Here is a 15,137-nt window from a genome sequence, read left to right as displayed (position 1 = left end):
GCCAAAGCAGTTCGCCGGACCCTCGGAATCGTGACTGCGCGGTCGCAACTTGGTGCATGAAATGTGCGCATGAACCGCTTTGGTGCCTTTTTCGCTTCTAGGTCTGCCTGCTTATGGAAAATCTGCAAAGCGCTGTGGACACCCTGGTTCACAGCTCCAATACCTTGTTCATTCTGATCGGTGCGGTGATGGTGCTGGCGATGCACGCCGGTTTCGCCTTTCTGGAGGTCGGCACAGTCCGTCAGAAAAGCCAGGTCAATGCGCTGTCGAAGATTCTCAGCGATTTCGCCGTCTCGACCCTGGCCTATTTCTTTATAGGCTATTGGATCTCTTATGGCGTGACCTTCATGCAGCCGGCGGCGGTGCTGAGCGCCGATCACGGTTATGGACTGGTGAAGTTTTTCTTCCTGCTGACCTTTGCTGCCGCGATCCCGGCGATCATTTCCGGTGGCATCGCCGAGCGCGCGCGTTTTGTGCCGCAGTTGTGCGCGACAGCGTTGATCGTCGCGTTCATCTATCCGTTTTTCGAAGGCATGATCTGGAACGGCAACTACGGCCTGCAAGCGTGGCTGACGGCGCAGTTTGGTGCCGCTTTCCATGATTTCGCCGGTTCCGTGGTGGTGCATGCCATGGGCGGCTGGCTGGCGCTGGCGGCGGTGCTGTTGCTGGGGCCGCGCAATGGTCGTTATCGCGACGGTCGTCTGGTCGCGTTCGCACCGTCGAGCATTCCCTTTCTGGCGCTGGGCTCGTGGATTCTGATTGTCGGCTGGTTCGGCTTCAACGTGATGAGTGCGCAAACACTGCAAGGCGTCAGCGGTCTGGTGGCGGTCAATTCGCTGATGGCGATGGTCGGCGGCACGATGGCGGCGCTGCTCGTCGGGCGCAATGACCCGGGCTTCCTGCACAACGGCCCATTGGCCGGTCTGGTGGCGATCTGTGCCGGGTCCGACCTGATGCATCCGGTCGGGGCACTGGTGACTGGCGCGATTGCTGGTGCGCTGTTTGTCTGGTGCTTTACCGCCGCGCAGGTGAAATGGCGCATCGATGACGTATTGGGTGTTTGGCCACTGCACGGCTTGTGCGGAGTGTGGGGCGGGATTGCCTGCGGGATTTTCGGCCAGACTGCGCTCGGCGGTATTGGCGGCGTCAGTTTGATCAGCCAGTTGATCGGCACCGCGCTGGGCGTCGCGGTGGCGCTGATCGGTGGTTTCGCTGTTTACGGCGTGATCAAGGCGCTGCACGGGCTGCGCCTGAGTCAGGAACAAGAGTATTACGGCGCCGACCTGTCGTTGCACAAGATCGGCGCGGTGAGCCAGGACTAAGTTTCTGCATCATCACTGCCGGGATAAAAACCGTGAAGCAGGCGATAGCGGTCGATGCGCACCTGATCGACTTGCTCCTGCACCTGATGCGCCGGCAGACCGAGCATGATCAAGGCGTGAGAGGCGAGCATCAGGCTCGACTCCAACAGCTCCGGCACCACTTCGGTGGCGCCGGCGGCTTTCAATTCGGCCCATTGGCTGTCGTCGCGGGTGCGTACCAGTATTGGCACGTGGGCGTTGAGTCGACGCGCTTCCTTGAGGATGCGCAGGGCAATGTCGCTCTGATCCACGGCTACCACCAGCAGCCTGGCGCGCAGCAGGCCCACGGCGGTCAGCAGGTCGCCGCGCGAGGAGTCGCCGTAATGCACGTCGCTTTCTCCGCTGGCGGCCTCCTGAACCCGAACCGGATCACTGTCCAGGGCGATATAAGGCTGTTTCGCATTGCGCAGGAAACGCCCGATGGATTGACCGACACGGCCGTAGCCACAAATCACCACGTGCCGGTTAAGGTCGGCGTTGAGTGCGCTGATTTCCTCGATCTGTGCTTCCTGGTTGGGCTTGCGATGCAGGGCGGCAGCGATGCGGGGCGCCGCGCGCAGCAACAGTGGCGTCAGCAGCATCGAACAGAACGTCGCGGCGAGCAGAAGATCGCCCAACGCTTCGGGCATCATGCTGTGTTGCTGCATCTGCGCCATCAGTGCAAAGCAGAACTCGCCGCCCTGAGCCAGTGCCAGACCGCTGCGCCACGCTGTTTCGCTGTCGCTGCCGCGCCACTTCACCAGCAAGGCGACGACGATACCCTTGATCACCATCAAACCGACGGTGAGCCCGAGGATCAGCAGGCTGTGACTGACGAACAGTTGCAGGTCGATGAGCATGCCGATGCTGACGAAAAACACCCCGAGCAGGATGTCGCGAAACGGTCGGATGTCGGCCTCGATCTGATGCCGATAGTGGCTTTCACCGAGCAACATGCCGGCCAGAAATGCACCGAGGGCAGGGGACAGGCCCAGCAGGTGAGTCAGCCACGCGGTCAACAACACAATCACTAGCGCCAGCAACACGAACAACTCTGCCGAGCGTGACGCGGCCACTTCATGGAACAGCCTCGGCAGCAACCAGCGACTGGCCAGCAGCAGACCGACAAACAGCACCACGGTTTTTGCCAGCGTCAGTGGCAGCGCCCAGTACCAGGCTTGCTCGCTGCTGCCGGCGAACACAGGCACTAACGTCAGTAGCAATACAGCGACAACGTCCTGAAACAGCAAAACGCCGACGGCATTCTGCCCGTGACTGCTGAACACCTCGCCGAGGCTGCCCAGCTCTTTGGTCACAATTGCCGTCGATGACAGCGAAAGCCCGGCGCCGAGCAATAGCGCCGGTGTCATCGGCATGCCCAGCAGCATCAGCAACAAACCGAGCAGCGCGGTACTGATCAGCACCTGCTGACTACCGAGACGGAACACTACCTGGCGCAAGGCGATCATCTTCGACAGAGAGAACTCCAGGCCCAGTGAAAACAACAGAAACACCACGCCCAGTTCGGCTACGTCAGGCAGGTGTTCGCTTTCGTTGACCCAGTCGAAGGCACTCGGCCCGACCAGCAGCCCGACGCACAGATAACCCAGAACCGGCGGTAACCGCAGCCGACGAAACAGGGCAATCACCACGAGGGACGAGGCGAGGATGATCAACAGATTGGCAAACACTGGACACTCCGATGTCAGATTCAGGCTTTTCAAGCGTAGAGGCAAAAAGACCGGAGGATCGCGCAAATGGTTTTTCTGTGGACTGATTTGCGTCAGGGTTTTGCCTGTGAACCTTTGTCGGAGGACTGGAGCCTTTGGGCGGCGTTGGCTCGACGGGTTTTGCGGTGCGGCCTAGAATAGGCCCACTCATTTTCTGGTTGAGCGCTCATGCTTCCTGAATGTCAGCTGTTCGGCACCCTCGGGTGTCATTTATGCGAAGTCGCTGAGGCCGAGCTGATGCCCTTCGTCGAGCATGGCCTGCTGGTTGAACTGGTCGATATCGCTGACGACGAATCCTGGTTTGAGGCTTATAGCCTGCGGATTCCGGTGTTGCGTCGTGTCGACACCGGGGCTGAGCTGGGTTGGCCCTTCAGCGCTGATCAAGTCGTGGCATTTCTGCGTTAATCCGTATTTTCTCATTCATCCCGCCGGTCGCCGCTGCCATCCATTCCTTGGCATTTTACGGATTGTTCGGTTACTGTATGTTCATACAGTAAATGCGTCAGAGGGATGAACCGTGGTCAATGTCGAACAGTTGAAAAACAGCGTGAACCGGATGTCGGTTGACGTGGTGCGCGAGGCCGTTCTCGAATTGCGCCTGGACGGGCTGGTCACGGAAGGCAAGACGCCCTTCAACAAGCTGCATTTCAACACTTGTTTTGCCGAAATCGAGGCCTTGTTTCAGCGTGCCGGTTACCACAAACAACTGGATGTGGTCGGTTATCAAGGATTGCTCTACGCCTTGTATGACCCGGGCCGCTGGGAGGCCGTCGATGTGCTGCGCTGGCTCAAGGAGTTCACAGACGCCGCAGCGCTCAAGTCGATCCCGGCCTGAGCATTCTGCGCTAGGTTCGTTTCCGTCAGTGCTGGATAATGCCGCCCTGTATTGAGGGTTCGATTTCCGTATGTCCATATCTACATTCTCTGCTGCGCAGAATCAGGCGAGCACGCTTTATCTGCCTCCGGGTGCCTGGCTGACCGTACTCGATTGTCTGTGCGAGCATTTCCGCGCCATTGACCGCGAGCAATGGCTGGACCGGATCGCTCGGGGCCGAGTGCTGGATGGTCATGGTCAGCCGATCTCGGTGGACCTGCCTTACAAGGAAGGCTTGCGAATCCATTATTTTCGCGAGGTGCCGGACGAAAAGCCGATCCCGGTGGTCGAGTCGATTCTCTATGCCGACGAACATTTGGTAGTGGCTGACAAACCGCATTTTCTTCCGGTCACGCCCGCTGGCGAATACGTTGAGCAAACCTTGTTGCGCAGGCTGATTCGTCGCCTGGACAATCCCCATCTGGTGCCCTTGCACCGCATCGACCGGCATACGGCGGGACTGGTGATTTTCTCGGCCAATCCGCAAACCCGTTCGGCCTATCAGTCGCTGTTCCCGACCCGGCAGATCGACAAGCGCTATGAAGCCATCGCCCCGGCGCTGCCAGATCTGAAATTTCCGCTGGTGCATAAAAGCCGCCTGGTGGATGGCGAACCGTTTTTCCGTATGCAGGAAGGCGCCGGTGCCAGCAATACCGAAACGGCGGTGGAGGTTCGGGAAAAGCATGGTGAACTGTGGCGTTATGGCTTGTTTCCAGTGACTGGCAAGAAACATCAGCTGCGTGTCCACATGACTGCGCTGGGGGCGAGCATCTGCAACGATCCGTTTTATCCGGATGTGTTGAAAGACGTCGAGGATGACTACGCCAATCCGCTGAAGCTGCTGGCGCAAGGTCTGCGGTTTATCGACCCGGTGACCGGTGAAGAGCGCGAATTCGAGAGCCGGATTTCGCTGCAATGGTGACGTAAAGTCACTTTTCGAGCGCCCATGAAAAAGCCCGCAATTATTGCGGGCTTTTCTGTATCCGGTGTCGACCCAGAGCTTACAGCTCTTTAACGGTACGAACCTGATCCTTGTTGATGCGGGTTTCTTTGCCGTCCAGCTGTTTGAACTCGTAGAAGCCCGAATCGTCATCGTATTTCGGGGTGTCGACGGCCTGGATTTCGCGACCGTCATTCAAGGTGATCACTGTAGGCGACGAGCAACCGGCGAGGGTAGCCAGGCCCAGTGCGAGCATGAAAGTGGCGAGGGTCCGTTGAGTCATGGGTGTGTCTCCGAATGGGAATTCTTTTGGTTACTGAGCTTGAGACGTATACAAGGCGTGAGAGTTCCTTGAGTGGTGTCAGTCTGACACAGTGTTGTGCGAATTTAACAGTTCGGGGGTGTTCAGGTTGGCCAGCCGCGGGTCGTTGTCCGGGCATTGCAGGGCACTGGCACCGAGCTCGCGCATGACCCGGCCGGGGCTGCGTTCACCAGCATTCCAGGCCTCTTCGAAGGCCGGTCGAAGGGCTACCGGAATCACGCACAGCAACGGTTCCCAATGCTCGTCATGGCGCAACATTAAAGGTTTTTCAGGATTCTGATTGGCGGTCTCACGCATGCTGTGGAGCAGCGCTGCGTCTATTCGCGGAACATCGCAGGGCAAGACCAACAGGTGTGTGTGGCGCGCCGCTTTCAGGCCGGCGCGAATGCCGGCCAATGGCCCTGGGAAATCGCCCTGGTCATCGACCACCAACTGATCGGCGAATGGTGCGTAACGCTCGCGATTGCGGTTGCAGGAAATGATCAGGTCGTCAGTCATTGCACGAACCTTGCGTTGCAAATGTGCAATCAACGGCTCACCCAGCCACTCGACCAATCCTTTGTCCTGACCGCCCATGCGTTGGCCGCGTCCGCCTGCCAGGAGCAGAATGGAGCAGGGTGGCAATTGCGTATTCAGGGGCATGGCAGCTCTCCAGAGGGGCGGCGAAAAAATGAGGCGCTGTGATATAACACCGGGCTGTTTCTCCTACAACTGGACGAGCCTATGAAAGCCAAGGCTGATGTACCTTTCGTGCCGCTCAATATTGCGGTGCTGACAGTCAGTGACACCCGAACTCTGGAAACCGATACCTCAGGTCAGGTCTTCGTCGACCGCTTGACCGCGGCGGGCCATTTTTTGGCGCAGCGGGTTTTGCTCAAAGATGACCTCTACAAAATACGCGCGCAAGTCGCCAACTGGATTGCCGACGATGTCGTGCAGGTAGTGCTGATCACTGGCGGCACCGGATTCACTGGCCGTGACAGCACGCCCGAAGCGGTTGCATGCCTGCTCGACAAGCAGGTCGACGGGTTTGGTGAGTTGTTCCGGCAGATCTCGGTAGCCGACATCGGCACCTCGACGGTGCAGTCGCGTGCGCTGGCAGGTCTGGCCAACGGTACGCTGGTGTGCTGCTTGCCGGGTTCAACCAATGCCGTGCGCACCGGTTGGGATGGCATCCTGGGCGAGCAATTGGACGCTCGTCACCGCCCGTGCAATTTCGTCACACATTTGAAGCAGGCGGCACCTTGTGAATCCCGTGGGTAAGCCGGGCAAGAGCGGGGCATTGATGCCGGTCGAGGTGGCGTTGGCGCGCCTGCTCGACATGGCCGAAGCCTCGCCCATTGTCGAGCATGAATATTTGCCGCTGTCTCAGGTTCAGGGGCGGGTGCTGAGCGAAGATCTGATTTCGACGCTGGATCTGCCGCCCTGGCCGAACAGTGCCATGGATGGCTACGCGCTGAACCTGACGGATTGGAGTGGTCAGCCGATGCCGGTGAGTCAGAAGGTGTTTGCCGGGCAATCCCCCGAACCACTGACGCCGGGCACCTGTGCGCGGATTTTCACCGGGGCGCCGGTGCCTGCGGGCGCTGATTGCGTGGAAATGCAGGAAAACGCTGAGGTTCAAACCGATGAAAGGGTGCGTTTCCTTGAACCGATGAAGGCAGGGCAAAACATTCGCCCGCAAGGTCAGGAAACCACAGTCGGTGAACTGATCCTGCCCGTCGGAACCCGCTTGGGTCCGATAGAGCAGGGGCTGGCCGCATCGTTGGGTTGCGCCGGGCTGAAGGTCGTGCGCAAGGTTCGCGTTGCGGTGATTTCCACTGGCGATGAATTGGTCGAGCCGGGCCAGGCATTGGAACCTGGTCAGATATACAACAGCAATCGCGTGTTGCTGTGCAGTTGGCTGCAACGTATGGGCTGCGAGGTGATCGATGCCGGCATTCTTCCGGATAATCTGGCCACAACCCGTGCCCGTCTGGGTGAGTTGCAAGACGTCGATCTGATTCTTTCCACCGGTGGCGTGTCGGTAGGTGAGGCGGATTTTCTGGGTGTCGCCTTGCGAGAGGAGGGCGAGCTTGCCCTTTGGAAGCTGGCGATCAAACCTGGAAAACCGCTGACGTTTGGCCATTTCCGCAATGTGCCGGTCATTGGCTTGCCAGGAAATCCGGCATCGACGCTGGTGACCTTTGCACTACTCACTCGGCCATATCTGTTGCGCCGTCAGGGCGTGCAGGACGTCGAGCCGCTGAAGTTCACCGTGCCAGCGGGTTTTGACTGGCCGGTGGCAGGCAATCGGCGTGAATACCTTAGAGGCCGTCTGGATCAAGGGCGTGCCACTGTTTACCGCAACCAGAGCTCAGGCGTTCTGCGTAGCGCCGCATGGGCGGATGGGTTGGTCGAAGTGCTGGAGGGCAGCACACTGAGCGCCGGCGACGAAGTGGTCTTCATTCCGCTGAGTGATCTGCTGGACTGACCGCTGTCTCGCAAATGCAGGCGTCGGCTGTCGGCGCCTGCAGTGACTCATTCATTTAATTGCTGATCAGTGTCACAAGCTGGTCGAATCGGCTATTGGCCACCCAACCCAGCAGGCCCAGCACAACCGCTGTCGCACCCGCCGAGTAGGCAAGCCGGTGTTTGATTGTTCTGACATCACCACAAACTTCGTCCATGTCCCGCCGAAGGTACTTGAGATGGGTTTCCAGCTCGGTAACACGAGGTTCCATATCAACTTCTCCAGTGGTTCTGGCGCTGTTTTTGAATTCGGACTTTTGATTCGAGCGACTTTCGACGAGGGGGCCAACCGGGCTCAATGGCATTCTGGCTTCATGACTGGGCATGGAAGCATCCACCGGTTGTTTCAACTGTTCGCTTGCAAACTTTTTCAGCTCTCGAACTGGCAAGAGCCCTAGGGGTGTATCCACTCATTACATGCACATCCTTGTGTGTTGGATTGAAGATTGCTACCGCCGGCACACGGTGACCCAATGTCGAAGCCGGGTCAATTAAGCCGATTCCGCATGTTTTGTAAGAAAAAATACCGCTGTGTAGGACGTCGAGGCCAGAAGACGAATTAATTACGGGTCTGACGGCTTTTTTACGAGCGGCAGTGGTCAAGATGTCTCGAACCGATTCGATTAGGGAGTGATGTGATGAGTGAACGCCGGGCGCTGTTGATTCTGCATGGCAAGCAGGCACTCAACGAGGCGGTACGCACCGCCGTCGAGGACAAGCGCAAGCAAGGCTGGGAGCTGGCCGTGCGTCTGACCTGGGAGGCAGGGGACGCGCAGCGCTGGGTAGAACAAGCCTTGGTCGACGGCTACACGAAAATCATTGCCGGGGGCGGCGATGGCACCTTGCGCGATATCGCCGAAGCGCTCGCCGCGCATCCTGGCAAAGCCAGCCTCGTCCTCTTGCCTTTGGGCACTGCCAACGATTTTTCCCGCGCCGCCGGCGTGCCGCTGGAGCCTGCCGAAGCCCTTGAGCTGCTCGATGTGCCCCCGCGCGACATCGATCTGGGCGAAGTGGGCGGGCAGATTTTTCTCAATATGGCCACCGGTGGTTTCGGCAGTCAGGTCACGGCCAATACGTCCGAGGATTTGAAAAAAGTACTCGGCGGCGCAGCCTATCTGTTCACCGGCCTGTCACGATTCAGCGAGCTGCACGCCGCTTATGGCGAACTTCAGGGGCCGGATTTTCACTGGCGTGGCGAGCTGTTGGCACTGGGTATCGGCAATGGCCGACAGGCCGGCGGTGGACACGTGCTGTGCCCGGAGGCGCTGGCCGATGACGGGTTGCTTGATATCAGCATCCTGCCGGCGCCACAGGAGCTGGTGGGCACGTTGAAGACACTGCTCAGTGATGGTTTCGGGATCGATAACATGTTTGTTCGAACCCGTTTGCCATGGGTCGAAATCAAGGTGGCCGAAGGGCTTTGCATCAACCTTGATGGCGAACCGCTGGAGGGCGACAACATGCGATTTGAAGCGCGTCCGGCGGCGTTGCGTGTGCACCTGCCGGAGCATTCTCCACTGCTGGGCGGTGTCCGGTCGGTCAATCGTCCAGACTGATGATCTGTTCGCGCACGGCGAACAGTACCAGGCCCGCTACGTCGTAGATTTGCAGGCGCTTCATGATCTGTGAGCGGTGGGTCTCGACCGTCTTGATGCTCAGCCCCAAGCCATTGGCGATTTCCCGGGTGGATTTGCCCCGCACGATCAAACGCAGGATTTCCAGCTGGCGGGCGGTCAGATTATGCGAGTCGGCGGCCTCCGGCTGCTGCTTCTGATTACGGGTCAGGGCCTGATTGATCACGGTGTGTGCGATGGCCGGACTCAGGTAGCGCTCGTTGTTGCGCAAGGCTTCCAGTGCATGTTCGAGTTCAGTGGCCGTGGTGTCCTTGAGCAGGTAGCCGTGGGCGCCGGACTCGAGCGCCTGCATGATCAGCGCCGGATCGGTGTGCATCGAGAGGATCAGTACCTTGCTCTGCGGACGCACTCGCTTGAGTCGTTGCAGGGCTTCCAGGCCACCGGTTTCTTTCATGGAGATATCCAGCAACACGATATCCGGACTCAGTTGCTCGACCATTTCGAGCAACTGCGAACCGTCATTGGCTTCGCCAATCACCGCGTAACCGGGAATATCCAGCACCAGAGCGCGCACGCCGGCCCTGATCAGCGAGTGGTCATCCACCAGAAGTAAGTTGCAAGTCAACGCATAACCTTATTCGTACTGGCCCGCTCGAGTGCGCGAGGCGCCCAGGGGAAGAGTGCTTCGATTTGAGTGCCTTTGCCCGGCTCGCTGATGACGTTCAGGGTGCCACCCAGTTGCTCGATTCGTTCGGCCATCCCGGCCATGCCTCGTTGTCCTTCACGACCGGGATCGGCGGCCGGGGCGAATCCCAGGCCGTCATCGCTGATCAGCAGCGTCAGCCCTTTGGGCAGACGTTGCACGCGTATCACCAGATTTTTTGCCTGGGCGTGACGCAGGATATTGGTAACAGCCTCTTGGGTAATACGGAAGGCGGCGACTGCCATTTCTTCCGGGATGCCATTAAGGCGTTGCTGGCAATCGAGGCTCCAGTGCACGCTGGTGTTGGTCAATGTCTTGAGTAGATGTGCACGCAGGCTGGCTTCAAGCCCCAGGCTGGTCAACTGCCGTGGATTGAGAATGGCCGAAACGTCGCGCACCTTGTCGAGAGTTTCTTCCAGGGTGGCGCACAGCACCGTGCATTGCTCCTGCAAGTCATCCGGCAGGCGTCGCTTGAGCCACTCGCTCTGCAGTTTGGCGGCCGTCAATAACTGGCCGATATCATCGTGCAGTTCGCGGCTGAGGCGATGACGCTCGTTTTCCTGGACTTCCAGCAAGCGGTCGGCGAGTTCCTGCGGCTGAAACTTGATCGATTTGCGTGACAGCCGATATTGCACCCAGACACACGCGGTAGCGGCGATGTCGAGCATTAGCAGTCCGAGGCTAAGTGGTGTCGCAAGACCGTAGGTCAGCAGGCTGCCGAGCGTCGCGGCGACACACAGTATGAGTGTGAACCGGCGGGCATTTTCCCGGGAGGGTGGCCATGTAGTGATTGACTTGAGGCTGGCGTACATAACGGATGGAGCCAATGGATGTTCGCTGCGGGCAGACCGGCCTGAGGCTGGCGGATCTCTGTCTGAAAATGCTGTCAAGTATGTTATTGATTTCAACCCGGTTCAGTGAATGTGTTGACCGCCAACTATCAGTGGATAGCTGTCGCTGAAATCACTGTGCCATTAATTTGAAAGCAACTAATGGGCGGCATAATACCACTTAAGATACCGTTGGTCGCGCTTGCTATATATGTCCAATGAGTCAGGAATTACGTGGTTTTGGACGCAAGTTCCATAATGGAAAAGTCGATTTATTGAGTTCGATAGATGTAGGTGTTGCCTGAAGTTGTGCTTCTTAACACACAGGCAAACCCTGAGGCCGGCAGAAACATGAGTGTCTGGCGTCGCTGATTATTTATTTCGATTTGTCGCTGGCAGGTATGAACTATTCAATTACGACATGCAACGTATTCGTTTCAAACGCCAGTGCGAATACAGGATGCTGATCAGGCTTGTCCCAATTGGGGCAAACGTTTGCCCGCCAGTGGCGGCTGTAGCCGGCTTTGGCCGACCTGGAAGGCGAAGGCTTCGATCAGGGAGGTCTGTTCGCTTTCATCCAGACTCAGTTGCCCGGTCTGCTGATCCACCAGTTCAAGCTGCCAAGCCATCAACGTGAAGCAATCCTGCAATGCTAGCAGGGCCTGTTCATGAAGGTCGACGTGATCCTGATTGAGGTTGAGCAGGCTGTAAATGTGCAGCGAGAACTCGGAAATCGCCTCCAGCGCCAGGGCTTCAGCCCTGCGTGCGAGTTTCAGGAGGGTATTGAGCATGCACTCGATAGCGTCCTTGTCATTGCTGATCAGTTGCAGATGGCTCAGGCATTCTTCGGACTTGGCCAGGAGTTGTTCGGCCTCGACAAGGAATTCGGGGAAGCGTTGTACCCACTCTTTGCGGTCCATTGGCATGCTTATCTCCACCACGTCATGTCTGATGAGGGAATGCCGTGTGTGGCGACGATCATGAATCGTCGGGAGATCGCGCCCAGACGTGCAGGTGCACAGACTGAGGGGTTCCAGAGGGCTTGTTTCCACTGAACTGCGATCGCACACAATAGCCTGACTCCGTTCATGCAATGAGAATGGCGTCACATTAATGGCTATTGGATATTGCGAATATCAGGTTGGGCCTGATTGTTACTAGGGGAATCCCTTAGACACGGGAACCTACCGTGCAAACCGAGGTCGCGCCGCAGAGAATGTAGCAGATGAAAATCACTGCGCCAGTAAAGCATGATGTTAATGTGACATCAATGCCCGATCATGGCATTTTTGACGGGGTCTGGCTTGGCAATCAAGAACCGCCATTTGCCGCCGATAACCTCACATAGTGAATTCATCAGAACAAGCCCAGGAGTCATTGATGGCCGGCATTCTCGACACGGTAGACCAACGCACGCAACTGGTGGGTGAGAATCGCCTGGAAATTCTCATGTTTCGACTGGCCGGGCGCCAGTTGTTCGCGATCAACGTGTTCAAGGTCCAGGAAGTGCTGCAACTGCCGAAACTGACTTTGATGCCGCAGCGTCATCCGTTTGTCTGTGGGGTGGTCAATCTGCGTGGTCAGACCTTGCCGGTGATCGATCTGTCGCAGGCGATCGGCATGCGTCCATTGGTGCCGGGGCCGAACAGCACCATCATCGTCACCGAGTACAACCGCTCGGTACAGGCTTTCCTCGTCGGCGGTGTGGACCGCATCGTCAACATGAACTGGGAAGCCATTCTGCCGCCGCCGACCAGCGCGGGGCGTCAGCACTATCTGACCGCGATCAGCAAGGTCGACGATCAACTGGTGGAAATCATCGACGTCGAGAAAGTCCTCGCCGAAATCGTCCCGTACAACGCCAAGGTTTCGCGCGACAAACTCGACGATCCGGTGCTGGAGCGCGCCCGTGGCCGTGAAGTGCTGCTGGTGGACGACTCTAACGTGGCTCTTTCGCAATTGCGCGATACCCTCGGCCAGCTCGGCGTGAAAATGCACATTGCCAGCGATGGCCTGAAGGCGCTGAACATGCTCAAGGGCTGGGCTGATACCGGCGTGAACATGACCGACAAGCTGCTGATGATTTTCACCGATGCGGAGATGCCGGAAATGGACGGCTATCGCCTGACCACCGAAATTCGCAACGACCCGCGTCTGCGTGGCTTGTACGTGGTGCTGCATACCTCGCTGTCCGGCAGTTTCAACGACTCGATGGTGAAGAAGGTTGGCTGCGACAACTTCCTCTCCAAATTCCAGCCGGACAAGCTGGTCGACGTGGTGCGCCAGCGTCTGATGCTCGACGAAGTTCCGGCCTGATTACACACCCATTGCAGGAGTGAGCCTGCTCGCGATAGCGGTGTGTCAGCCCCCAATCATTACCAGACACACCGCTATCGCGAGCAGGCTCACTCCTACAGTTATTGCTCTTTGATTCCTGATCAAGCTCGTATAGGGTGGCGTTTTTATTCTCCAGGGAGCTGGCCATGCTGCGTCTGAGCGCGCTTTATCGTTACCCGTTGAAATCCGGCAAAGTCGATGTGCTGCAGCGCGTCGACCTCGACAAGCTGGGGCTCGATGGCGACCGACGCTGGATGCTCGTGGACGAGGCCAGCGGCCGCTTCCTGACTCAGCGCGCCGAAGCGAAGATGAGTCAGTTGTCGGCCCTGTGGAATGCGCAGGGCGGTCTGACCCTGAGTGCTCCGCAACAGTCTTCCATCGACATCGCCTTGCCGGATAATGACGCCGAACTGCGCGGCGTGACGATCTGGCGCGATACCTTGCGCGTGCCGGATGCCGGTGATGAGGCTGCGCGCTGGGTCAGCGATTTCATCGGCAAACCGACCCGCCTGGTGCAGGTGCCTCTGGATCGCGCCCGCACTACGCAAGCCGGCTATGGCAACGAGGATGACCAGGTCGCGTTCGCCGATGGATTCCCTTTGTTGCTGATTGGCGAGGCATCCCTGCAGGATCTTTCGCAAAAAGTGGGACGATCCTTGGAAATGCTGCGTTTTCGGCCAAACCTCGTGATCGAAGGCAGTGAGGCCTATGCCGAAGACAGTTGGAAGCGCATTCGCATTGGCGATGTCGAGTTCCGCGTGGTCAAGCCATGTTCGCGCTGCATTCTCACCACGATTGACCCGCAAACCGGGGAGCGCAGTGCCGATCGCGAGCCGCTGGCCACCTTGCAGAAATATCGCGCTGAAGCCGATGGCGCGATGTTTGGGCAGAATCTGGTGAATGACAGTAATGGTCGACTCGAAGTCGGCATGTCGGTGGAAATCCTCGAGTAACCCACGCATGAAACTAAAATGCCCGTGTCCTTGGACACGGGCATTTTTTTATCGCAGTGCAACCGTGGGTTTAACCGCGGTATTCGCACAGGTAAGCGGTGTCCACCGCCACCTTCAACTGGAACTTGCTGTTGGCCGGAACGTTGAACTGACTGCCGGCGGCGAAGGTTTCCCAGTCGCTGCTGTCTGGCAGTTTGACCGTCAGTGCGCCAGATACAACGTGCATGATTTCACGCTGGCTGGTGCCGAATTCGTATTCGCCCGGGGCCATGACGCCGATGGTCGCCGGACCTTCAGCGGTGCCAAAGGCGATCGACTTGACGGTGCCGTCGAAGTACTCGTTGACTTTAAACATGGGCGATTCCTCGAAAAGGGCTAAAAAATGGAGGCGGCCAGTATGCACAAGGCTTTCAACGCCGTCACCTGCCCGGCGTCTGTCCAGTGAGTTCTCGAATTGACCCTAGAGTGGCAACACCAAGGGTAACAATCGCGCGGTGTTGCGCGCGTCCTCCAGCGCCCGATGCTGTTGACCGCTGAACTGCATGCCAGCCAGTTGCAGTGCGCCGTTGAGGCCCAGCGGCCGTTCGAGGCGCCGAGCCTTGGCGAAGCGTTGTTTGAGGTTCATGTGCGGCACCTTGCTCAATCCACTGTCGATTTGCAGACGCTGCCATTCCTGCAACAACTGCTTGCGGTCGTAATCGCCCCAGCTGGCCCAGCCTTCGAGGCGCGACTGATGCTGCGCGAGCCAGCGTTCGAACGCCGGCCAGACTTCGGTCAACGGCTGCGCCGTGTCGATACTGGCCTGGGTGATGTGCGTCAGTTCACGACAAAATGGCGTAAGCAACGGCCGCCGTGTCGGTTTGACGAAGCGCTGGAAATGATCCTGCTCGCGTCCGGCGCGATCGACCAGTGTGGCGCCGATCTCGATAATTTCCATTTCGGTGACTGGCCAGCCACCCTCATCGGTGGTGGCTTCCAGATCTATGACCAGCCAGTGAGGCATCGCAGGGTTCCTGATTTCCG

18 protein-coding genes are annotated in these 15,137 nt (G+C 58.3%); 9 read left to right on the top strand and 9 right to left on the bottom strand.

Going from position 1 to position 15,137, the window contains the following annotated elements:
• Positions 1–113: 113 nt before the first annotated feature.
• On the top strand, positions 114–1,322 hold the full coding sequence (locus tag ACZ0A4_RS14925) for an ammonium transporter (RefSeq protein ID WP_463575378.1): 1,209 nt from the start codon (positions 114–116) through the stop codon (positions 1,320–1,322).
• On the opposite strand, the gene ACZ0A4_RS14920 is transcribed toward ACZ0A4_RS14925, so the two are convergent.
• Positions 1,319–3,031: a cation:proton antiporter gene (locus ACZ0A4_RS14920; protein WP_463575377.1), complete on the bottom strand. Its 1,713-nt coding sequence runs from the start codon at positions 3,029–3,031 to the stop codon at positions 1,319–1,321. The two genes, ACZ0A4_RS14925 and ACZ0A4_RS14920, sit on opposite strands and share 4 nt — an antisense overlap.
• Positions 3,032–3,238: 207 nt before the next feature.
• Between ACZ0A4_RS14920 and ACZ0A4_RS14915 the strand changes: the two genes are divergently transcribed.
• The 3 genes from ACZ0A4_RS14915 (at position 3,239) to ACZ0A4_RS14905 (ending at position 4,866) form a co-directional block, all read left to right on the top strand.
• A complete protein-coding gene (locus ACZ0A4_RS14915) occupies positions 3,239–3,475 on the top strand; it encodes a glutaredoxin family protein (RefSeq protein ID WP_007955734.1) in 237 nt (78 codons plus the stop codon).
• Positions 3,476–3,587: 112 nt separating this feature from the next.
• The gene (locus ACZ0A4_RS14910; RefSeq protein ID WP_007908658.1) at positions 3,588–3,905 is read left to right on the top strand and encodes a transcriptional regulator; all 318 of its coding nucleotides are present in this window, start codon (positions 3,588–3,590) and stop codon (positions 3,903–3,905) included.
• A 70-nt stretch (positions 3,906–3,975) separates the two neighbouring features.
• A complete protein-coding gene (locus ACZ0A4_RS14905; protein ID WP_463575375.1) occupies positions 3,976–4,866 on the top strand; it encodes a pseudouridine synthase in 891 nt (296 codons plus the stop codon).
• Positions 4,867–4,945: 79 nt separating this feature from the next.
• On the opposite strand, the gene ACZ0A4_RS14900 is transcribed toward ACZ0A4_RS14905, so the two are convergent.
• Positions 4,946–5,167, bottom strand: a complete 222-nt coding sequence (locus tag ACZ0A4_RS14900) for a YgdI/YgdR family lipoprotein (protein WP_007908660.1) — start codon at positions 5,165–5,167, stop codon at positions 4,946–4,948.
• A gap of 78 nt (positions 5,168–5,245) precedes the next feature.
• Positions 5,246–5,848 (bottom strand): molybdenum cofactor guanylyltransferase MobA, encoded by a 603-nt coding sequence (gene mobA, locus ACZ0A4_RS14895; RefSeq protein WP_463575373.1) that lies wholly within the window; start codon positions 5,846–5,848, stop codon positions 5,246–5,248.
• 81 nt (positions 5,849–5,929) lie between these two features.
• Here mobA and moaB point away from each other — a divergent pair, with 81 nt between their 5' ends.
• Both moaB and ACZ0A4_RS14885 read left to right on the top strand, forming a co-directional pair.
• Entirely contained in the window at positions 5,930–6,469 is a 540-nt protein-coding gene (moaB, locus tag ACZ0A4_RS14890; protein WP_141127385.1) for a molybdenum cofactor biosynthesis protein B, read from the top strand.
• On the top strand, positions 6,453–7,679 hold the full coding sequence (locus ACZ0A4_RS14885; RefSeq protein WP_463575372.1) for a molybdopterin molybdotransferase MoeA: 1,227 nt from the start codon (positions 6,453–6,455) through the stop codon (positions 7,677–7,679). Before moaB ends, ACZ0A4_RS14885 begins: the two co-directional genes overlap by 17 nt.
• 55 nt (positions 7,680–7,734) lie before the next feature.
• On the opposite strand, the gene ACZ0A4_RS14880 is transcribed toward ACZ0A4_RS14885, so the two are convergent.
• Entirely contained in the window at positions 7,735–8,043 is a 309-nt protein-coding gene (locus tag ACZ0A4_RS14880) for a hypothetical protein (RefSeq protein ID WP_463575371.1), read from the bottom strand.
• Positions 8,044–8,355: 312 nt separating this feature from the next.
• Here ACZ0A4_RS14880 and yegS point away from each other — a divergent pair, with 312 nt between their 5' ends.
• On the top strand, positions 8,356–9,273 hold the full coding sequence (gene yegS, locus ACZ0A4_RS14875) for a lipid kinase YegS (protein ID WP_463575370.1): 918 nt from the start codon (positions 8,356–8,358) through the stop codon (positions 9,271–9,273).
• On the opposite strand, the gene ACZ0A4_RS14870 is transcribed toward yegS, so the two are convergent.
• The 3 genes from ACZ0A4_RS14870 to ACZ0A4_RS14860 all read right to left on the bottom strand — a co-directional run bounded on the left by ACZ0A4_RS14870 (position 9,257) and on the right by ACZ0A4_RS14860 (position 11,750).
• Positions 9,257–9,916: a response regulator gene (locus ACZ0A4_RS14870; RefSeq protein WP_007949957.1), complete on the bottom strand. Its 660-nt coding sequence runs from the start codon at positions 9,914–9,916 to the stop codon at positions 9,257–9,259. The two genes, yegS and ACZ0A4_RS14870, sit on opposite strands and share 17 nt — an antisense overlap.
• Positions 9,913–10,806, bottom strand: coding sequence for a sensor histidine kinase (locus tag ACZ0A4_RS14865; protein WP_463577557.1), 894 nt, complete (start codon positions 10,804–10,806; stop codon positions 9,913–9,915). The genes ACZ0A4_RS14870 and ACZ0A4_RS14865 overlap by 4 nt, the downstream gene beginning before the upstream one ends.
• A 485-nt stretch (positions 10,807–11,291) precedes the next feature.
• Positions 11,292–11,750, bottom strand: a complete 459-nt coding sequence (locus ACZ0A4_RS14860; RefSeq protein WP_463575369.1) for a hypothetical protein — start codon at positions 11,748–11,750, stop codon at positions 11,292–11,294.
• Positions 11,751–12,204: 454 nt separating this feature from the next.
• Here ACZ0A4_RS14860 and ACZ0A4_RS14855 point away from each other — a divergent pair, with 454 nt between their 5' ends.
• Positions 12,205–13,140 (top strand): chemotaxis protein CheV, encoded by a 936-nt coding sequence (locus ACZ0A4_RS14855; protein WP_038364198.1) that lies wholly within the window; start codon positions 12,205–12,207, stop codon positions 13,138–13,140.
• Positions 13,141–13,307: 167 nt separating this feature from the next.
• Entirely contained in the window at positions 13,308–14,114 is an 807-nt protein-coding gene (locus ACZ0A4_RS14850; protein WP_463575368.1) for an MOSC domain-containing protein, read from the top strand.
• A 70-nt stretch (positions 14,115–14,184) separates the two neighbouring features.
• Here ACZ0A4_RS14850 and ppnP read toward each other — a convergent pair whose 3' ends face one another.
• Positions 14,185–14,469, bottom strand: coding sequence for a pyrimidine/purine nucleoside phosphorylase (gene ppnP / locus ACZ0A4_RS14845; protein WP_007940055.1), 285 nt, complete (start codon positions 14,467–14,469; stop codon positions 14,185–14,187).
• Positions 14,470–14,574: 105 nt separating this feature from the next.
• A complete protein-coding gene (locus ACZ0A4_RS14840; RefSeq protein ID WP_463575366.1) occupies positions 14,575–15,117 on the bottom strand; it encodes a 3'-5' exonuclease in 543 nt (180 codons plus the stop codon).
• Positions 15,118–15,137: the final 20 nt, after the last annotated feature.

It is taken from the genome of Pseudomonas sp. AC172 (assembly GCF_979258595.1).
Note: the sequence above shows the minus strand (reverse complement) of the source record. Positions and strands in the feature narration are given on the sequence as shown.